Genomic DNA, 18,345 nt, shown 5'->3' with positions numbered 1-18,345 from the left:
TCAGTCGTCCAGAACCCAGGTGTCTTTGGTGCCGCCGCCCTGGCTGGAGTTCACCACCAGCGACCCCTCTTGCAGCGCCACCCGGGTCAGGCCGCCGGGGGTGATGTTGATCCCCTTGGGCGACACCAACGCAAAGGGGCGCAGGTCCACATGGCGCGGGGCCAGACCGCTTTCGGTAAAGATCGGCACCGTGGACAGCGCCAGTGTCGGCTGGGCAATGTAGTTGTTCGGCCGCGCGCGCAGCTTTTCGGCGAAAGCTGCGATTTCCTTCTTGCTGGCGGCGGGCCCCACCAGCATCCCGTACCCGCCCGAGCCATGTACCTCCTTCACCACCAGGTCGGCAAGGTTGTCCAGCACGTAGTTCAGACTGTCGGGCTCCGAACAGCGGTGCGTCTCCACGTTCTTCAGGATCGCCCGTTCGCCGGTATAGAATTCCACGATGTCGGGCATGTAGCTGTAGATCGCCTTGTCATCCGCGACACCGGTGCCGGGCGCATTGGCAATGGTGATATTGCCCGCGCGGTAGACATCCATGATCCCCGGCACCCCCAGCATGGAGTTGGGGTTGAACGTCAGCGGATCGAGGAATGCGTCATCGACCCGGCGGTAGATGACGTCGATCACCTTGTAGCCCTGGGTGGTCCGCATGGCGATATGACCGTCCACGACCCGCAGGTCATGCCCTTCCACCAGTTCCACACCCATCTGATCGGCAAGGAAACTATGTTCGTAGTAGGCTGAATTGTAGATGCCCGGCGTCAGCACAGCCACACGGGGCCGCCCGGTGCAGGACGCCGGTGCCGACGCTTCAAGCGCGCGGCGCAGGTTCTTGGGGTAGTCGCTGACCGGCTGCACGCGGATCGTGCTGAAGAGTTCGGGAAACATCTGCAGCATGGTCTCGCGGTTTTCCAGCATATAGCTGACACCCGATGGCGTGCGGGCGTTGTCCTCCAGGACAAAGAAGTCGTCCTCTCCGGTGCGTACCACGTCGGTGCCGACGATATGGGTGTAGACGCCTCCGGGTGGGGTAAAGTCGATCATCTGCGGCAGAAAGGCGTCGTTGCGCGCGATAAGCTCCGTCGGAATGATCCCGGCCCGCAGGATTTCCTGCCGGTTGTAAATGTCATGCAGAAAGGCGTTCAGCGCCGCCACACGCTGCTCTATCCCGCGCGACAGCCTGGTCCATTCCCGGCTGGACAGGATACGGGGGATCAGATCGAAGGGGATCAGCCGTTCCTCGGCATCGGTCTGGCCGTAGACGTTGAACGTGATGCCGGTCCGGCGGAAAAAGGCTTCGGCCTCCGCCGCCTTCTGGGCCAGGCGCTGGTTGTCCTGCGCCGCGAACCAGGCATCGTAATAATCATAAGGGCCGCGTGGGCCCGCGTCTGACCGCATTTCATCAAAGGGAAAGACTTTTGTTGTCATGCATGTAGGATAGGTCAAAGCGGCCTTGCAGCAATCGTTGACCGCATCAGAGTCCGGCAACCCCGCCCAATTACCGATCATTTCTGAAGAAGTGCCTACAAAACAGGCGACCGATCCGGCGCGCCGCGCCCGGTTTCAGGTTGCACCCCGGCGCGAGACGGATCAGCCTTTGGCCAGAACCAGCATCGAAAGGTGTTCCATGCCGACCTTGCTTGTCGTCTATCACTCTAAAACCGGCGGCAGCCGTCAGATGGCCGAGGCGGCGGCAAAAGCCGCGCGCGAGGAAATCAAGACCAGGCTGCTGGCCGCGGCGGATGCGGGGCCGGACGACCTGCTGGACGCCGATGGCTACATCTTCTGCGCACCGGAAAACCTGGCGGCCATCGCCGGTGTGATGAAGGATTTCTTCGACCGCAGCTATTACCCGGTTCTGGGCCGGATCGAGGGGCGGCCCTATGCCCAGATGGTGTGCGCCGGGTCCGACGGCGAAAACGCGGTCCGCCAGACCGCGCGCATCGCGCAGGGCTGGCGGTTGAAAGAGGTGCAGGAGCCGATGATCGTCTGCACACATGCCCAAAGCCCCGAAGAGATACTCGCCGACAAGACGATCCCGGAGGACGAACTGGCCAGGTGCCGTGAGCTTGGCGCGGCGCTGGGGGCCGGGCTGAGTATGGGGATGTTCTAGGCCCGGGCGCCACAATTCCTGTGGCACCGGCGCCAGAGCCATCCGCGTCAGGGCATGGCAATCGTTTAATTCCACTCAGAAATTCGCGCACTCGACATCAGTACCCAAATGGGGATAGCGGGCTCTTCACTTTCTTGTGAAGACTGAATGTAATCAGACAACAGTGGGTCGGCCTGTTCAGCTGAGATGTCGTGTCTCCGTAAATGAGTGTCACCCTTTGACCGCATAAGGAGCCCCGCGCGATGCCAAATCAACAATCCCTCGTTTCGCAATGGAACGAGCTCATGCTTGAAGCGATCCGCGACGGCGGGGCGAAACCGACGTCGACGACCTATCAGCTTCACCTGCAATCCGCCGCCGTCTACGACGCTTTCGCGGCGTTCGATGACGACGCTTACGGCTATTATTCCGAGATCACCATTGACCCGGGCCTGATCACCGAAGCGGTCAAGGCCGAGGCCGTGAGCTTTGCCTCGTACCGAATGCTCGCGACGTTGTTTCCCGAGCATACCGCGACTTTCGACGCCTTCATGAACACGCTCGGCTACGATACCGAAGACACGGCCACAGGGACTGGCAGCGGCGCGGCGATCGGCAATCTGGCGGCCGCGAACGTGCTGGCGGCTCGGGTCGGCGACGGCTCCAACGCCGAGAACGGATTTGCCGACACCACAGGGTATACCCCGGTCAATTCACCTGATCCGGATGCCGCCAATGCGCCGGGTGGTGCGGATTTCGACCCGAACAGCTGGCAGCCCCTGCGCGTGCCAAACGGAACGCTCGTCAACGACGAAGGCATTCCGATCTTCGACAACGACGACCCCAGCACCTACACGGATCAGGTCGCACTTGCGCCGCATTGGGGCAGCGTCGACTCCTTCGCGCTTGGCTCCGACATGTCTGTTTTCCGGCCCCCGGCACCGCCGAAATTGGGCGACTTCAGTGAATATGTCGACGGTCGGGGCAACGTCACGACCGGTGACCAGGCCTACCGCGACCAGTTTACCGAAGTGGTCGACTACAGCGCCAACCTGGACAATCGCGGCAAGGTGATCGCGGAATTCTGGGCCGACGGACCGCGCACGGAATCGCCTCCCGGTCACTGGAACCAGATTGCCCAGGACATCGCCCTGCGTGAAGGTCACGGCATCGACGAGGACGCCAAGATGTTCTTTGCCTTGAACACTGCGGTGTTCGATGCGGGCATCGCGACCTGGGAAGCAAAGTACTATTACAACTTCATTCGCCCCCAGTCGGCGATCCGTGATCTCTATTTCGATCAGGAGATCGAGGCCTGGGGTGGGCCCGAGCACGGGACAGAAACGATCCTGGGACAATTCTGGCAACCCTATCAGAACGTGACCTTTGTCACGCCGCCGTTCCCTGAATTCGTCTCGGGTCACTCCACGTTCTCGATGGCGGCTGCGAAGACCATCGCCGCCTTCGTCGGATCGGACGTCTACTACGATGGCGAAAGCTATGGAAATTACGATCTGGACCACGCCGGGGGGATTGACCTTCTGGGACAATACGTCGCCACCGATCTGACGTTCGAGACATGGATCGGCGAAGATCCTGTCGTCCTGCAATGGGAAACCCTGACCGAAGCAGCACAGGAAGCGGGGATCAGTCGCTTGTACGGCGGCATCCACATCATGGACGGCAACCTGCGTGGTCTGGAAGTGGGAGAGAAGGTGGCCGAGGCGGGGCAGATCCGGTGGGACGCCTTGTTCACGCGCGGTGGAAACGATGAACTGGTTTGCGATACGAATGGCGGGCTTGTCATCGCCGGTGCCGGACGCGACCATGTGCGCGGGCGCGGCGGCGAAGATCAGATCGAAGGTGGCAGCGGCAACGACAAGCTATATGGTGGTCGCGGGGCTGACATGCTGATGGGCGAAGCGGGCAATGACAGGCTCAAGGGCAACGCCGACAATGACGTGCTGATCGGCGGCGACGGCAATGACCAGCTTATCGGCAACATCGGCGATGATATCCTGGTCGGCGGCAACGAACGCGACCGTCTGTCCGGTGGCGAGGGGACCGATGTTTTCATTTTCGGACCCGAGAGCAGCAGCTATGACGCGGTCAAGGATTTTGACGCCGCAGAGGACATCATTGCGCTCTACGGCTTCGGCGAAACTGCGGTTGTCACCTTCGATCAAAGGGAAAGACACGTTCGTCTGGAAGTGGACGGAGATCTGATCGCGCGTCTGCGTTTTGCGGATGTGACCGACCTGGAACTGGGCGAAAACGTCATTCTCGGCGCGGAAGAAACGCTTGATGACAGCATTGCAACCTGGACTGACTTTCTGTCCCTCTGACCTGCAGGCGCGCGCGCCATTGATGCGGCACCGAAATCACGCAGACAATACCGTCTGCGGGCGGACACGGCCGCGCGCCCGAAGGACAGCGGCATCCGCCCCTTCTCCAATCCCTTGTTCGACCGCCGCTCTCTGGACCCGGGACGCCGCAGGTTGAATCACGCACCGAGCCGACCAGGGTCGGCGTTCTGACATTCCGTGGGACTTCGGCAAAGCCTGCCGGGAAACGGCGGATGCGGACCTGTCCATCCCGGCAAGAACAAGCTGTCGGCGGCGGTGAGTGGCGGACCATAGAGGATTCGAACCTCTGGCCTCTGCCTTCGGAGGGCAGCGCTCTATCCAGCTGAGCTAATGGTCCACTGCAGTTCCTATACATAAGCCCCCCTGCCCCCGCAATGCCCTCGGGTATGGTTTTCCGGACTTATGCACAGGTCCGCTTGGGCGCATGATACCCGCATTAAGGGAATTTCGTAGCCAGTGCCATTTTGTTCCAAAAATTTGACGTAACCAGGAGATTGAAATGACCAAGCAATATCACGGGCTGTCACGGCTCGATCAACTCGCAAAGACATGCCTTGAGGGCAGCGGGCCCAATGCGGTCTTTCCCCGCGTGCTCGACCGGATGCTCAAGCGCAACCCGGTGCATATCGACAACATCAGCCACGCCGACGTGATCGACGCGCTCACGGACCTGTCGGTGACGATGGGCAAGGATGAACAGACCGACGGGCCGGCAGAGGCCGGGATGACCTTTCTGGGGCAGTTCGTCGATCACGACATCACGCTGGATGCCACCAGCGCGCTGGGGTCCCGCATTGATCCGGCGACCATTGCCAACGTGCGGACACCGAACCTCGACCTCGACTGCGTCTATGGCGCGGGGCCCGAAGCCTCGCCGCATCTCTACGGCAACGGCGCGGCAGAGCAATTCCTGATGTTCGGGCGGGAGGAAAACCATCTCGACCTCGCGCGGACCTGTTCGGGCAAGGCGCTGATCGGCGATCCGCGCAACGACGAGAACGTGATCGTGGCCCAGATCCAGAGCATTTTCATCCGGCTGCACAATATCCTGATGACCTATCGGCAGCAGGACGGCGACAAGGCCAAGGACATCAAGGCCTGTGCGATGGCCGGGATGGATGCGGAGGTCTGGAAAGACCACGTGGTGCCATCGCTGGAGGATTTCGAGCAGGTCCGCCGCTTTATCCGGCTGCATTACCAGTACATCGTCTGGCACGAGATGCTGCCGGCCTTTGTGGATCAGGCCTGTCTCGACGCGGCCTGGCATCACGATGTGCTGCCCCCGATGGCACCGGTGATGCCGGTGGAATTCAACGGGGCGGCCTACCGGTTCGGCCATGCCACGACGCAGTTTCAGTACAAGCTGCGCAAGGACGGCGATCCGCTGGGTCTTTTTGCCACGCTCGGCTTCGGCCCCCGGCCCGAGAGCGCCAATATGGATTACGATCTGATGTTCCATATGACGGGCGGGGGCACGCACCAGCACGCGCGTCCCGTGGGCACCGGGCTGGGGCTGCCGCTGCTCAACCTGCCCTTCGTTCATGACCGGATTCACCTCAAGGATATCGACCACACCCTGACGCTGGATCAGTCCCGCAACCTCGCCCTGCGCAACATGATCCGCGACCGCTATACCTACGAGCTGGCCAGCGGGCAGATGGCGGCGGCGCATTTCGACATCGACAAACGCCCCGAGGTGCCCGACACGCTGAAGCACAAGGGGTTCAAGAAGACTCCGCTGTGGTTCTATTGCCTGCAGGAGGCCGAAGAGTTCGGCGGCGGCAAGCTGACCGGCGTCGGCGGCACCCTGGTCGCGGGTGTCTTTGCCAACCTGTTGAAACGCGACAAGGCCAGCGTCTACCATGTGCCGCATTTCGCGCCGTGGCACGGGTTTGGCGGCAACGAAAGCGTGCTGGCGGGCATCATCGCCTTTGTCGAAAAGCACTACGGCGATGTGCCCTTTGCCAAACACCTGCGCTGCGGGCCGACCGAAGCGGCCTGGAAGGCGAATACGCCAAGCGCGTGATACGATGCGTCAGGTCCCGGGGAGTAATCCCCGGGATCAGGCAAACAGGTCGTGTGCCAGCTCAAGCGCCTCGACCAGCACATCGACTTCCTGCGTCGTGTTATAGAGCCCGAAGGACGCCCTGCAGGTCGCGGTCAGACCAAGGTGATCCATCAGGGGCCCGGCACAGTGATGCCCCGCCCTGACCGCCACGCCCTTCTTGTCGAGAATGGTCGAGATGTCATGGGCATGGGCCGCCCCGTCCAGCGTAAAGCTGAAGATCGCGGCCTTGTCCGGTGTCGTGCCCTGCACCTGCAACCAGTTCAGACCGCCCAGTTTCGACACCGCGTAGTCGCGCAGATTGTCCTCGTGGGCGGCGATGTTCTCCATCCCCAGCGCCGTCATGTAGTCCAGCGCCACGCCCAGCCCGATGGTCTGCACGATGCCGGGGGTGCCCGCTTCGAACTTCATCGGGGGATCGGCGTAGGTCACGGCATCCTTGCTGACCTCGCGGATCATGTCGCCGCCACCGATAAAGGGGCGCATTTCCGCCAGCCGTTCCTTGCGGATATAGATCGCGCCCGATCCCGACGGGCCGTAAAGCTTGTGACCCGTGATCGCGTAGAAATCGCAGCCGAGGTCCTGCATGTCGACCGGCATATGCACGGCAGCCTGGGATCCGTCGACCAGCACGGCGACCCCCCTGGCATGGGCGGCCTGGGTGATCGCCTTGATGTCCACCTTGGTGCCCAGGACGTTGGACAGATGCGTGATCGCCACCAGCTTGGTCCGGGGGCCGATCGCGTCGATGACCGCCTGCGGGTCCAGCGCGCCGGTGCTGTCGGTATCTACCCATTTCAGTTTCACACCCTGCCGTTCGCGCAGGAAATGCCAGGGCACGATATTGGCGTGATGCTCCATCACGCTCAGCACGATCTCGTCACCTGCCTCCATGCGCGGCATGGCCCAGCCATAGGCGACCAGATTGATCCCCTCGGTGGTGCCCGAATTCAGCACGATCTCGTCTTCGGACCCGGCATTGAGGAAACGCGCCACCGTCCCGCGCACGGCCTCGTATTTGTCGGTCGCAAGGTTGGACAGGTAATGCAAGCCCCTGTGCACATTGGCGTATTCCATCGAATAGGCCTGCGTGACCGCGTCGATCACCGCCTGGGGTTTCTGCGCCGAAGCGCCGTTGTCGAGGTAGACCAGCGGCTTGCCGTTGACCTCGCGGGCGAGGATCGGAAAGTCCTGGCGGATCGCGTTCACATCATACATCACGTGGCTCCCTGGGCTGCGAGCCCGATTAACGTCAACAGAAGGCCGAGGCCAAGGATCAGACCCACCGCGGCGGCGATGAGCACAGCCAGCGCCTGCCAGACCGAGGCCAGCCGCAGCCCCGCGGTCACGAAGTTCAGGAAGATCCAGACACCCAGGATCGCCACGCCCAGCGACAGCAGAAGCCCGGCGGCCGGCAGCGCCAGCGACACCACCATGATGACCAGCTGTGCCGCTGCGCGCAGCATCTGGAACCAGACCACCAGCGCCAGAAGGTCGTTCAACGTGCCGGACCCGCCCAGCATCCGGCCCGCCCAATACATGGCGTGCACATAGACCACCATCATACCCGCGATGATCACGAACAGCGCGAGCGGCCGCTCCGCATAACCCGGCACCGGAAGGGCGGTCTCGGAGGTCTGAAAAATGAAATACAGCAGCGCCGCGTTGAAGATCGCGACCAGCGCAAGCGCGGTCCAGAGCACTTCGCGCGTCAGGCCAAGCGCCATGATCTGCCCTGCCGCATCACGGGGCGCGCGCAGGCTGGTCTGCACCAGCTGTCCAATTGCCGGGTTCATGGCCCACGCTCCACGCGGGCGGCGGCGCCAAATCCCGCGGCCCAGAACCACAAAAACACCGCCAGCCAGATCGCCCCGACGGTGTTCAGCTCGATCCCCTCGCCGACGAACCCCGCCGTAAGACCCCACAGCAGCATGAGAGGTGTGGACGCCAGCAGCGCCCAGAACAACGCAATCCGGGCGCCATAGCCGCCCGGCCCCCGTCCCAGCGCGCGGCCCAGAAGCTGGCTCAGCCCCGCCACCGCATACAGGATCAGCGGCGCGATAAAGAGCCAGGCCATGAGCGTCCCGCCCATCATCATGCCCAGATCCTCGCCGGTGACATGAGCCTCACGGGCCAGTCGCGGGGTCTGCGCGACAAAGACCAGCAGGCAGCCGACCATCAGGTAGATCAGCGCCCGGTCCTCGCGCGCGCCCTGACCCAGCAACCGCCGCACAACCTGACCCGGCCCCCGGTAGGTGGCCACGATATCGCGTGTCGCCGCCATCAGCCGCGGCGGCGGGCCAGCCAGGCAGCCATGCGCGTGTTGATCTCGTCGCGCAGTGGCTCGGCCTCGATCTCCTCCACGGCTTCGGCCAGGAACGACAGCGTCAGCATGTCCGTCGCCTCGGCCAGCGGGACCCCGCGCGAGCGCAGGTAGAACAGCGCGTCCTCGTCGATCGCGCCCGAAGTCGAACCGTGCGAACAGGCCACATCGTCGGCGTAGATCTCCAGCTCAGGCTTGGCCAGGAACTGGCTGTCGTCGTCCAAGAGCAGCGACTGGCTGATCTGGTAGCCATCGGTCTTCTGCGCCCCCGCCTTGACCAGGATCTTGCCCTGGAAAACACCCGTTGCGCCGTTGCGCAGCACCTTCTTGAACACCTGACGGCTTTCGCAGTTCACCGCGTCATGGGTGATAAAGACCGTGTCGTCGTGGTGAAACGCCCCATCGCCGACGCAGGCCCCGGCCACATGGGCCGATGCGTCGTCGCCGGTCAGCTCGATCACGCATTCGTTGCGCGTGAGCAGACCGTTGACGGTCAGCGTGAAGCTCTTGAAGGTCGATTCCGTGCCCAGCCGCGCAAAGATATGGGTGGCCGCCCGCCGCTCGTGGTCGCGGCCCTGCGCGCGCACGTGGTGGAACGACGCGCCATCGGCCACGTCCACTTCAAGCACCTTGTTGAACCGCGCCGCCGCCGGACCGTTTTCCAGAACCGTCAGCTCCGCCCCCGCGTCCAGTTTCACCACATGGTGCAGGACAGCGTCCGACGTCTCCGCTTCGTGACGATAGATCAGGCTCACCGGCTTGCCGGGCTTGCCGGTCACATGAATCAGCACCCCGTCCGTGGCAAAAGCCGTGTTCAGCGCCGCAAGGGGCCGTGCCACCGGAGCCTGACCGTTTTGTTCCAGCGTGCCGTATAGGTCGCGCGCCCAGTGCAGATCGCTGTCGGCCTCCGCCAGACGCTCGATTTCGATCCCTTCCAGGCTCAGATCGTCCGAAGCTTCGGCGTCGAACACCCCATCGACAAAGACGATCTTCAGCCGGTCCATCGCATCAAACAGCGGCGCCTCGTCGTTTTCAAAAACAGCCGCCGGTTCAGGGTCGGGCTGAGTAAGCGTATCGGGGCGCGTATACTTCCAATACTCGTCCCGGCGCTCGGGCAGCCCCATGTCGCGCACCCGGCGCAAGGCATCCTCGCGCGCCGCGACCGACCAGCCCCTGCCCGGCAGGGTCATCCCGGCGAGACGCGTTTCGGTGGGGTTCGGTTTTTCCGCTGCCTGCGCCATTACGCCACCTCGGACAGAATATCGGCATAGCCGTTGTTCTCGACTTCAAGCGCCAGTTCGGGACCGCCCGTCTTGATGATGCGGCCATCCGACATGATGTGCACCACGTCCGGCTTGATGTGGTTCAACAGGCGCTGATAGTGCGTGATCACAAGAAAGCCGCGCCCCTCGCTGCGCAGGGCGTTCACACCGTCCGCCACCAGCTTCATCGCATCCACGTCCAGCCCCGAGTCGGTCTCGTCCAGAATGCACATCTTGGGCTCCAGCATGGCCATCTGCAGGATTTCGTTGCGCTTCTTCTCGCCGCCGGAAAAGCCCATGTTGACGGGCCGCTTGAGCATGTCGGCGTCGATCTTGAGGTCCTTTGCCTTGGCCCGCACCTCTTTCAGGAAATCGGCGGCGGAGATCTCCTCTTCGCCGCGCGCCTTGCGCTGCGCGTTCACGGCGGTCCGCAGAAAGGTCATGTTGCCAACGCCGGGAATCTCGACCGGGTATTGAAACGCCAGGAACAGCCCCGCCGCCGCGCGTTCTTCGGGGTCCAGATCCAGAAGGTCGGTACCCAGCAATTCGGCCGATCCCTCAGTCACCTCGTAGCCATCCTTGCCGGACAGCACGTAAGACAGCGTAGACTTGCCGGACCCGTTCGGCCCCATGATCGCGTGGACCTTGCCTGCCTCGACCTCCAGGTCGACGCCTTTGAGGATCTGCTTGTCCTCTTCTTCCAGTTTCACGTGCAGGTTTTTGATATTTAGCATGTCTTGTCCTTCATCCCCCACGTCGGGGCGTTCATGTGTATATGATGTCCGTCCGGTCGCCGCATCGGGACCGGTCCGTAAAACGCGGCTGACCGTTACCCGACCGACCCTTCCAGAGAAATCGCCACCAGCGCCTGCGCTTCCATCGCGAATTCCATCGGCAGGGCCTGCAGCACGTCCTTGCAGAAACCGTTGACCACCAGTGCCACGGCCTCTTCCTCGTCCATCCCGCGGGAGCGGCAGTAGAACATCTGGTCGTCGTCCACCTTCGATGTGGTCGCCTCGTGCTCCACCCGGGAGGAGTTGTTCCTGACCTCGATGTAGGGCACGGTGTGCGCCCCGCATTTGTCGCCGATCAGCAGGCTGTCGCACTGGGTATAGTTGCGCGATTCCTTCGCCTTGGGGTGCATCGACACCAGCCCGCGATAGGTGTTCTGCGCCTGGCCCGCGCTGATCCCCTTGGACACGATGCGCGACTTCGTGCGCTTGCCCAGATGCACCATCTTGGTGCCGGTATCGGCCTGCTGCATGTTGTTGGCGATGGCGATAGAATAGAATTCGCCCTGGCTGTCGTCGCCGCGCAGGATGCAGGACGGGTATTTCCACGTCACCGCCGACCCGGTTTCGACCTGTGTCCACATCACCTTCGCCCGGTCGCCCCGGCAGTCGGCACGTTTGGTCACGAAGTTGTAGATCCCGCCCTTGCCGTCCTCGTCGCCGGGATACCAGTTCTGGACGGTCGAGTATTTCACTTCCGCGTCCTCTTCGATGATGATCTCGACCACGGCGGCATGCAGCTGCGATTCATCGCGCTGCGGCGCGGTGCAGCCTTCGAGATAGGACACGTATGACCCCTTGTCGGCGATGATTAGCGTCCGCTCGAACTGGCCGGTGTTTTCGGCGTTGATGCGGAAATAGGTGGACAGTTCCATCGGGCAGCGAACACCGGGCGGGACATAGACGAACGACCCGTCCGAAAACACGGCGCTGTTGAGCGTCGCGTAAAAGTTGTCGCTGACCGGCACGACCGACCCGAGGTACTTGCGCACCAGTTCGGGATGCTCGCGGATCGCTTCGGAGATGGAACAGAAGATGACCCCGGCCTTTTTCAGCTCCTCCTGAAAGGTCGTGCCGACAGAGACGGAATCGAACACCGCATCGACCGCCACCTTGCGCCCCTCGGCAGGCGCGTCCTCGGCGCCCTCGACGCCGGCCAGGACCATCTGTTCCTTCAGCGGGATGCCCAGCTTCTTGTAGGTTTCCAGCAGCTTGGGGTCCACCTCGTCCAGCGACTTGGGCTTTTCGGCCATGCTCTTGGGCCGGGCATAGTAGTACTGCTGCTGAAAGTCGATTTCGGGGTAATCGACCATCGCCCAGTCCGGTTCCTTCTTGGTCAGCCAGCGGTCGTAGGCTTCCAGCCGCCAGTCCGTCATCCATTGCGGCTCGCCGTTCTTTTCCGAGATCAGCTTGACGATGTCCGGCGACAGGCCCTTGGGCGCATAGTCCATTTCGATGTCGGTGGACCAGCCATGCTTGTACTTGCCGCCGACCTCACGCACCGCATCAACGGTTTCCTGATCGACGCCTTCCTTGACGTTGTCCTGCTCTTTTACGATGTCCAAGGTCATCATCCTTTCTCTGGGCGTTCAAGCGGCCCGTTCAGCGTGTCGTTCGCGTTTCGCGGCCCATCCTTCGGCAAAGCGCAAAACGTCCTCTTCGGTTGTCTCCGGTCCCAGCGAGACGCGAATGGCGCTGGCGGCCTGCGCGTCGTCGTAACCCATCGCGCGCAGCACGTTGCTGGCCTTGACCTTGCCGCTGGAACAGGCCGATCCCGCAGATATGGCGAACCCGGCAAGGTCCATCTGCATGACCTGGGTTTCCCCCTTCCAGCCTTCGGTCAGGATGCAGGAGGTGTTCGGCAGACGCGGCCCCCCTTTCCCGACAAAAATAGTCTTCCTTGACGCGCCCGCAAGGGTGGTTTCCAGAAGATCGCGCAGCCGCGCGACCCGGTCCCAGGTTCCCGCCGCCACATCCCGTGCCGCCGCCTCCGCCGCTGCGCCGAAACCGGCGATCCCGATGATGTTCTCGGTGCCGGAGCGGCGGTTCATCTCCTGCCCGCCGCCGCGCAGCATCGGTTCGGGGTCCGACGCGGTAAAGTTGATCAGCGCGCCCACGCCCTTGGGACCGCCCAGCTTGTGCCCCGACAGAACGGCATAGGACGGGGTCTCGTCCTGGTAGACAACGGGCATCTTGCCCGCGACCTGCGTGATGTCGCTGATCACGGAGTGTCCCCGCCCACTGCCCGCGACCGTGCCGCCCGGCATCATCACACCCGTCTCGCCGTTCGCGGCGGACACCGCCACCAGCCCGTCGGGCAGCGCCGCGCGCCAGTCGGGCGCCAGTTGCCCCGCCCTGTCATAGGGCGACGGCAGGTCCTGCTCGCTCCAGACCCGCAGGCAGTCATGCTCCGTCGGCAGGGCGGCAAAGGTCCCGCCGTGCCGCGCCTTCTGCGCGACCGCAAGCGCCGCCGCCTCGGTCGCGCTGCCGGTAAAGATCACCTGCGACACCTTGCAGCCGACCAGTGCCGCAACCTGGGCCCGGGCGCGCTCCACCAGCCCCTTGGCCGCGCGGCCCTCGGCATGCACCGACGACGGGTTTCCGACAAGATCCATCGCCGCAACCATGGCTGCCCGCGCTTCCGCCCGCAAAGGCGTGGTGGCATTATGATCCAGATAGGTTCTCATCCCTTCTTTATGCCCCCAAATACCTCCAGGGGGTCTGGGGGACAGCGTCCCCCAGCCAACCGTGAATCGTGTCGCGCTTGCGCGGCTTTCAGATCACGCCGCATCATTCATCCACCACGGCAAAGAGGTTCGGCACCGCCGGACAGGGTGCCAGTTCGTTGGAAATCACGTCCGACAGACGGGTCTGGTGCAAGAACACGTAGACATGCGCGCTCAACCCCTCCCACAGCCGGTTCGTCAGCGATTGCGCGCGGCTGCCCGAAAGCCCGCCCGACGCGCCCGCGCCCTTGTGCATCGCATCGACTTTCTCGTCGACAGCCGCCAGAATATCCACCACTCGAATGTCCGCCGCAGGCCGCGCCAGCCGGTAGCCGCCGCCCGGGCCGCGGACCGAAGACACCAGTTCCGCCCGGCGCAACTTGACGAAAAGCTGTTCAAGATAGGGCAGCGAGATGGATTGCCGTTCGGCGATGTCGCCCAGCGACACAAGCCTGTCGCCGGGCTGAAGCGCGATATCGGCCAGGGCGACCATTGCGTAACGTCCCTTCGTCGACAGCTTCATGTTTCGTCGTCCTCATTCTGCCCGCATTGATTGACGCGGACGCGCGATGCGCATACATGCATTCCCGACCCGGTACATCCTGCCGGCCGATCAGAATTAGAACCGTTCTAAAGTGCCTGAGTGAAGTCGTCAACTATAGACCGCGCCAACCTGCCCAGACATTAGAACCCGCACACAGGGACGCCCATGCCAGAGGTCATCTTTCCCGGACCAGAAGGCCGCCTCGAAGGCCGCTACCATCCGCAAAAGGAACGCGACGCGCCCATCGCAATCGTGCTGCACCCGCATCCGCAGTTCGGCGGGACGATGAACCACAAGGTCGTCTACAACCTGCACTACGCCTTCTACAACATGGGCTTTACCGTGCTGCGCTTCAACTTCCGGGGTGTCGGCCGCAGCCAGGGCGAATACGATCAGGGCATCGGCGAGCTGTCCGACGCGGCCTCGGCGCTCGACTACCTGCAGTCGATGAACAACAATTCCAAGCATTGCTGGGTCGCGGGCTTCTCATTCGGGGCATGGATCGGCATGCAGTTGCTGATGCGGCGTCCGGAAATCACCGGGTTCATCTCGGTTGCGCCCCCCGCCAACATGTACGACTTCAGCTTCCTCGCGCCCTGCCCCTCATCGGGACTTGTGATCAACGGCACCGCAGACCGGGTGGCGCCGCCCGCGGATACCGTCAGCCTGGTCAGCAAGCTGCACGAGCAGAAGGGTATCACGATCACACACGAACAGATCGAGGGCGCAGGCCACTTCTTTGAAGAACCCTACATGGATCAGTTGATCGGCTCCACCACCGACTACGTCAAACGCCGCCTGACCGAAACCAGCCGCTGACAGGAGCATCCGCATGGCCGACGAGGTTGTCATCGACATGGCCAACAAGCTGGCCGAAGAATGCCTCGCCGTGCAGAGCGAGACGGGTGAAGACCGGCTGTTCATGGAAGTCGCAAGCGTGCTGGGCGCCTCTTCGCAGACCCTTGAAGAGGCGTTCCTGACCGCCATCCGCACCCGGATGGCCAATGATCAGGGCCGCGCCTTTCTGCGCAGGAAACTCAAGGATCACCGCGAAAAGCATCCCGAAACATGACGGAAAAATCCCGTCTCGACCGGCAGATCGACTTTCTGGTCGAAGCCTGCAAGCTCAAGAACACCATCCGTGCGACGGAACTCTGCGATGGCTCGCGCTATGAGAATTCCGCCGAACATTCCTGGCATCTGACGCTCTACGCGCTCGTACTGTCGGATCAGGCCGGACCCGGGGTCGAAATTGACCGCGTGATCCGGATGCTGATCCTGCATGATCTGGTCGAGATCGACGCCGGCGACAACCCGATCTTCGGCGCGCTGGACCATGCCGCGATCGAAGCGGACGAACAGGCCGCCGCCGACCGCATCTTTGGCCTGCTTCCCGACGACCAGCGCGATGACCTGCGCGCGATCTGGGAGGAATTCGAAGCCGCCGAAACCCCGTCCGCGCAATTTGCCAAATCGCTCGACCGGTTCCAGCCGCCGATCCAGAACCTCGCCTCGGGCGGCGGCAGCTGGACCGACTTCAACGTCTCCGAACAGCAGATTCACGACCGGGTCGGCAGCAAGATCGCCATTGGTGCGCCCGCGCTGTGGGACTATGCGCGCAAGCGGATCGCCGACTTCTTCGCGGTGCGCGACCCGTCCTGACCGCCGGGACCGCCCGCGACGGCGGCGGCCGCGGAAAATATCTGTCAAAGGCACGGTATACTATCGTATACCGCTTTCCCCTGCCGCGGTTTTGGGCTATGCGCGACGCAACGCATCTTCATAACCGAAAGGGATAGGCTTCATGTCAAAGATCAAGGTAGACAACCCCGTCGTCGAGCTGGACGGCGATGAAATGACCCGGATCATCTGGGACTTCATCAAGAAAAAGCTGATCCTGCCCTACCTGGACATCGACCTGAAATACTACGATCTCGGCATCCAGGCCCGCGACGAGACGGACGACCAGATCACCATCGACGCCGCCGAAGCGATCAAGAAATATGGCGTCGGCGTCAAATGCGCGACCATCACCCCGGACGAAGGCCGGGTCGAGGAATTCGGCCTGAAAAAGATGTGGCGGTCGCCCAACGGCACCATCCGCAACATCCTGGGCGGCGTGGTGTTCCGCGAGCCGATCATCTGCAAGAACGTGCCGCGCCTTGTGCCGGGCTGGACCAAGCCGATCGTCATCGGGCGTCACGCCTACGGCGACCAGTACCGCGCCACCGACATGAAATTCCCCGGGCCGGGCACCCTGTCGATGAAATTCGTCGGCGAAGACGGCACCGTGGTGGAGGAAGAGGTGTTCAAGGCGCCCTCCTCCGGCGTCTACATGGGCATGTACAACCTCGACCAGTCGATCAAGGACTTCGCCCGCGCCTCGATGAACTACGGGCTTCAGCGCGGCTGGCCGGTGTATCTGTCGACCAAGAACACCATCCTCAAGAACTACGACGGCCAGTTCATGATCCTGTTCCAGCAGGTCTTTGACGAGGAATTCAAGGACAAGTTCGAAGAAGCCGGCATCACCTACGAACACCGCCTGATCGACGACATGGTCGCAGCGGCGATGAAGTGGTCCGGCGGCTACGTCTGGGCCTGCAAGAACTACGACGGCGACGTGCAATCCGACACCGTGGCACAGGGCTTCGGCTCGCTGGGGCTGATGACATCGGTGCTGATGACGCCCGATGGTCAGACGGTCGAAGCCGAAGCGGCGCATGGCACCGTCACGCGCCACTACCGCCAGCACCAGAAGGGCGAAGAGACATCGACCAACTCCATCGCGTCGATCTACGCCTGGACCGGTGGCCTGAAGCACCGCGGCAAGCTGGATGGCAACGAGGCCCTGACCAACTTTGCCACGACCTTGGAAAAGGTCGTCGTCGATACGGTCGAATCCGGTTTCATGACCAAGGACCTCGCGCTGCTGGTCGGCCCGGATCAGAAGTGGCTGACCACCATGGGTTTCCTTGAGAAGGTCGACGAAAACCTGAACAAGGCCCTGGCAGGCTGAACGATCAGGGGCCGCGCAACAGCGCGGCCCTTTCCTTTTGCCCGGTGGATCATGCGAACATGCGCCGGGTTTTCCGGGGTGGCCGTTTTCAGGCGGCGCGTGCCATCCCGTCAGGTGCGAACCCGGTGATCTCGCACCCCTCAGGCGTGAACCGGCAGAAACTGCCCTGAGGCACCTCTGTCCAGCCTGTCCGATCCAGGTCATAAGGTTCGGAGACGACGGCCCAGCCCTGCCAGTCCGCGCACCAGCGATAGAACAGCGACGGCGCCAGATCGTCAGACGCATAGCGCAGGGCATAAAGCGTATGCCCGTCCGACAGCGCCGCGGCCATGCGCATGTGCGGGCCTGTGCCTTCGGCACGCGACAGCGCCTCGAAGCGCGCCACGCTGCGGGCCATGGCCGCCTGTGGGTCCGTGTCGATCCCCAGTCCACAGGCCACCAGAAACAGCGCCTCGCTGTCCGTGGCCCCCTTGCGGTGCGGATAAAGCGCATCCTCGATCATCATGTCGGCGGATTTGCGGAACCGTTCGAACCCGCCGACCTGGCCGTTGTGCATGAAACTCCACCGCCCCTGCACGAAAGGGTGACAGTTGTTGCGGCTGGTCGCCGTTCCGGTCGAGGCGCGCACATGGGCCATGAACAGCCGCGCCTGCACCTGTTCGGCCAGCGACCGCAGGTTCGGGTCCGACCAGGCGGGGTAAACATCGCGGTAAAGCCCCGGCGCCGGCCGCCGGTCGTACCAGGCCAGACCGAAACCATCCGCATTGATCGCGGTCTTGCATTCGGTGGCATCGCGCGACTGGCGGATCAAGGAATGATCCGGCGCCGAAATGATCTCGCTCAGGAACAATGGCGCGCCCATCCAGGCCGCCCAGCGGCACATGGGTTACTGCCCCCGATTATGGGTACGGGCGTATAGCCGGGCGATGATGCCGCTCGCCGTCTTCTCGAACAGGCAAGGGATAAGCGCATGCACCAACGCCGCGCCGGCCGCCGCGAACAGCAACCCCGAAAACCGCAGCGCGAACATCATGTGCTCGAAGAAGGTTTCATCGACCTTGGCCGGATGGTCCAGGAATACGCGCGTGATCATAGATCTCTCCTTTGTCTGGTTGCGACCAGGTTATGCGACAGCCGGGATGAATTTTTCCCAAATTTTC

The 18,345-nt window shown here is 62.8% G+C and carries 18 protein-coding genes and 1 tRNA gene; 7 read left to right on the top strand and 12 right to left on the bottom strand.

The window, feature by feature from the left end; all coding sequences use genetic code 11:
* Positions 1-1,395: a circularly permuted type 2 ATP-grasp protein gene (locus tag FIU94_RS13850; RefSeq protein ID WP_254702543.1), complete on the bottom strand. Its 1,395-nt coding sequence runs from the start codon at positions 1,393-1,395 to the stop codon at positions 1-3.
* A gap of 229 nt (positions 1,396-1,624) precedes the next feature.
* On the opposite strand from FIU94_RS13850, the gene FIU94_RS13845 reads away from it, so the two are divergent.
* Both FIU94_RS13845 and FIU94_RS13840 read left to right on the top strand, forming a co-directional pair.
* Positions 1,625-2,110, top strand: coding sequence for a flavodoxin family protein (locus FIU94_RS13845; protein ID WP_152466344.1), 486 nt, complete (start codon positions 1,625-1,627; stop codon positions 2,108-2,110).
* A 284-nt stretch (positions 2,111-2,394) separates the two neighbouring features.
* On the top strand, positions 2,395-4,434 hold the full coding sequence (locus tag FIU94_RS13840; protein WP_254702542.1) for a DUF6851 domain-containing protein: 2,040 nt from the start codon (positions 2,395-2,397) through the stop codon (positions 4,432-4,434).
* Between the two features lie 281 nt (positions 4,435-4,715).
* Here FIU94_RS13840 and FIU94_RS13835 read toward each other — a convergent pair.
* A tRNA-Arg gene (locus FIU94_RS13835) sits at positions 4,716-4,792 on the bottom strand.
* Positions 4,793-4,954: 162 nt separating this feature from the next.
* On the opposite strand from FIU94_RS13835, the gene FIU94_RS13830 reads away from it, so the two are divergent.
* Positions 4,955-6,481 (top strand): peroxidase family protein, encoded by a 1,527-nt coding sequence (locus tag FIU94_RS13830; RefSeq protein ID WP_152466342.1) that lies wholly within the window; start codon positions 4,955-4,957, stop codon positions 6,479-6,481.
* A 36-nt stretch (positions 6,482-6,517) separates the two neighbouring features.
* Here FIU94_RS13830 and FIU94_RS13825 read toward each other — a convergent pair whose 3' ends face one another.
* From FIU94_RS13825 to FIU94_RS13790, 8 genes are all read right to left on the bottom strand, one after another.
* Entirely contained in the window at positions 6,518-7,738 is a 1,221-nt protein-coding gene (locus FIU94_RS13825) for a cysteine desulfurase (RefSeq protein WP_152466341.1), read from the bottom strand.
* Positions 7,738-8,316 carry a YIP1 family protein gene (locus FIU94_RS13820; RefSeq protein WP_152466340.1) on the bottom strand — a complete coding sequence of 193 codons (579 nt, stop codon included), beginning with the start codon at positions 8,314-8,316 and terminating at the stop codon, positions 7,738-7,740. The genes FIU94_RS13825 and FIU94_RS13820 overlap by 1 nt, the downstream gene beginning before the upstream one ends.
* Entirely contained in the window at positions 8,313-8,804 is a 492-nt protein-coding gene (locus FIU94_RS13815) for a YIP1 family protein (RefSeq protein WP_152466339.1), read from the bottom strand. The genes FIU94_RS13820 and FIU94_RS13815 overlap by 4 nt, the downstream gene beginning before the upstream one ends.
* Positions 8,804-10,084 carry a Fe-S cluster assembly protein SufD gene (gene sufD / locus FIU94_RS13810; protein ID WP_152466338.1) on the bottom strand — a complete coding sequence of 427 codons (1,281 nt, stop codon included), beginning with the start codon at positions 10,082-10,084 and terminating at the stop codon, positions 8,804-8,806. Before sufD ends, FIU94_RS13815 begins: the two co-directional genes overlap by 1 nt.
* The gene (gene sufC / locus FIU94_RS13805; protein WP_152466337.1) at positions 10,084-10,839 is read right to left on the bottom strand and encodes a Fe-S cluster assembly ATPase SufC; all 756 of its coding nucleotides are present in this window, start codon (positions 10,837-10,839) and stop codon (positions 10,084-10,086) included. The genes sufD and sufC overlap by 1 nt, the downstream gene beginning before the upstream one ends.
* Before the next feature lie 95 nt (positions 10,840-10,934).
* Positions 10,935-12,470 carry a Fe-S cluster assembly protein SufB gene (sufB, locus tag FIU94_RS13800; RefSeq protein WP_152466336.1) on the bottom strand — a complete coding sequence of 512 codons (1,536 nt, stop codon included), beginning with the start codon at positions 12,468-12,470 and terminating at the stop codon, positions 10,935-10,937.
* 15 nt (positions 12,471-12,485) lie between these two features.
* Positions 12,486-13,583 (bottom strand): cysteine desulfurase family protein, encoded by a 1,098-nt coding sequence (locus FIU94_RS13795; protein ID WP_152466335.1) that lies wholly within the window; start codon positions 13,581-13,583, stop codon positions 12,486-12,488.
* A 103-nt stretch (positions 13,584-13,686) separates the two neighbouring features.
* A complete protein-coding gene (locus FIU94_RS13790; protein WP_152466334.1) occupies positions 13,687-14,145 on the bottom strand; it encodes an Rrf2 family transcriptional regulator in 459 nt (152 codons plus the stop codon).
* A 186-nt stretch (positions 14,146-14,331) separates the two neighbouring features.
* On the opposite strand from FIU94_RS13790, the gene FIU94_RS13785 reads away from it, so the two are divergent.
* The 4 genes from FIU94_RS13785 (at position 14,332) to FIU94_RS13770 (ending at position 17,185) form a co-directional block, all read left to right on the top strand.
* Positions 14,332-14,985 carry an alpha/beta hydrolase gene (locus FIU94_RS13785; protein WP_152466333.1) on the top strand — a complete coding sequence of 218 codons (654 nt, stop codon included), beginning with the start codon at positions 14,332-14,334 and terminating at the stop codon, positions 14,983-14,985.
* A 13-nt stretch (positions 14,986-14,998) separates the two neighbouring features.
* Positions 14,999-15,238 (top strand): hypothetical protein, encoded by a 240-nt coding sequence (locus tag FIU94_RS13780; RefSeq protein ID WP_152466332.1) that lies wholly within the window; start codon positions 14,999-15,001, stop codon positions 15,236-15,238.
* Positions 15,235-15,828, top strand: coding sequence for an HD family hydrolase (locus FIU94_RS13775; protein WP_152466331.1), 594 nt, complete (start codon positions 15,235-15,237; stop codon positions 15,826-15,828). Before FIU94_RS13780 ends, FIU94_RS13775 begins: the two co-directional genes overlap by 4 nt.
* Before the next feature lie 142 nt (positions 15,829-15,970).
* On the top strand, positions 15,971-17,185 hold the full coding sequence (locus tag FIU94_RS13770; protein WP_152466330.1) for an NADP-dependent isocitrate dehydrogenase: 1,215 nt from the start codon (positions 15,971-15,973) through the stop codon (positions 17,183-17,185).
* An 88-nt stretch (positions 17,186-17,273) separates the two neighbouring features.
* On the opposite strand, the gene FIU94_RS13765 is transcribed toward FIU94_RS13770, so the two are convergent.
* Together FIU94_RS13765 and FIU94_RS13760 are read right to left on the bottom strand one after the other, a co-directional pair.
* A complete protein-coding gene (locus FIU94_RS13765; RefSeq protein ID WP_152466329.1) occupies positions 17,274-18,068 on the bottom strand; it encodes a class II glutamine amidotransferase in 795 nt (264 codons plus the stop codon).
* Between the two features lie 3 nt (positions 18,069-18,071).
* Positions 18,072-18,278: a DUF6356 family protein gene (locus FIU94_RS13760; protein WP_152466328.1), complete on the bottom strand. Its 207-nt coding sequence runs from the start codon at positions 18,276-18,278 to the stop codon at positions 18,072-18,074.
* Between the last annotated feature and the right edge of the window lie 67 nt (positions 18,279-18,345).

The organism is Sulfitobacter sp. THAF37, assembly GCF_009363555.1.
GTDB lineage: Bacteria > Pseudomonadota > Alphaproteobacteria > Rhodobacterales > Rhodobacteraceae > Sulfitobacter.
Note: the sequence above shows the minus strand (reverse complement) of the source record. Positions and strands in the feature narration are given on the sequence as shown.

Coding starts and splice junctions, on each gene's coding strand:
- FIU94_RS13850 (WP_254702543.1), bottom strand. CDS start 1,395: ATGCGGTCAGACGCGGGCCCACGCGGCCCTTATGATTATTACGATGCC.
- FIU94_RS13770 (WP_152466330.1), top strand. CDS start 15,971: ATGTCAAAGATCAAGGTAGACAACCCCGTCGTCGAGCTGGACGGCGAT.
- FIU94_RS13825 (WP_152466341.1), bottom strand. CDS start 7,738: ATGTATGATGTGAACGCGATCCGCCAGGACTTTCCGATCCTCGCCCGC.
- sufB (WP_152466336.1), bottom strand. CDS start 12,470: ATGATGACCTTGGACATCGTAAAAGAGCAGGACAACGTCAAGGAAGGC.
- sufC (WP_152466337.1), bottom strand. CDS start 10,839: ATGCTAAATATCAAAAACCTGCACGTGAAACTGGAAGAAGAGGACAAG.
- FIU94_RS13775 (WP_152466331.1), top strand. CDS start 15,235: ATGACGGAAAAATCCCGTCTCGACCGGCAGATCGACTTTCTGGTCGAA.
- FIU94_RS13765 (WP_152466329.1), bottom strand. CDS start 18,068: ATGTGCCGCTGGGCGGCCTGGATGGGCGCGCCATTGTTCCTGAGCGAG.
- FIU94_RS13845 (WP_152466344.1), top strand. CDS start 1,625: ATGCCGACCTTGCTTGTCGTCTATCACTCTAAAACCGGCGGCAGCCGT.
- sufD (WP_152466338.1), bottom strand. CDS start 10,084: ATGGCGCAGGCAGCGGAAAAACCGAACCCCACCGAAACGCGTCTCGCC.
- FIU94_RS13830 (WP_152466342.1), top strand. CDS start 4,955: ATGACCAAGCAATATCACGGGCTGTCACGGCTCGATCAACTCGCAAAG.
- FIU94_RS13840 (WP_254702542.1), top strand. CDS start 2,395: ATGCTTGAAGCGATCCGCGACGGCGGGGCGAAACCGACGTCGACGACC.
- FIU94_RS13785 (WP_152466333.1), top strand. CDS start 14,332: ATGCCAGAGGTCATCTTTCCCGGACCAGAAGGCCGCCTCGAAGGCCGC.
- FIU94_RS13780 (WP_152466332.1), top strand. CDS start 14,999: ATGGCCGACGAGGTTGTCATCGACATGGCCAACAAGCTGGCCGAAGAA.
- FIU94_RS13760 (WP_152466328.1), bottom strand. CDS start 18,278: ATGATCACGCGCGTATTCCTGGACCATCCGGCCAAGGTCGATGAAACC.
- FIU94_RS13815 (WP_152466339.1), bottom strand. CDS start 8,804: ATGGCGGCGACACGCGATATCGTGGCCACCTACCGGGGGCCGGGTCAG.
- FIU94_RS13795 (WP_152466335.1), bottom strand. CDS start 13,583: ATGAGAACCTATCTGGATCATAATGCCACCACGCCTTTGCGGGCGGAA.
- FIU94_RS13820 (WP_152466340.1), bottom strand. CDS start 8,316: ATGAACCCGGCAATTGGACAGCTGGTGCAGACCAGCCTGCGCGCGCCC.
- FIU94_RS13790 (WP_152466334.1), bottom strand. CDS start 14,145: ATGAAGCTGTCGACGAAGGGACGTTACGCAATGGTCGCCCTGGCCGAT.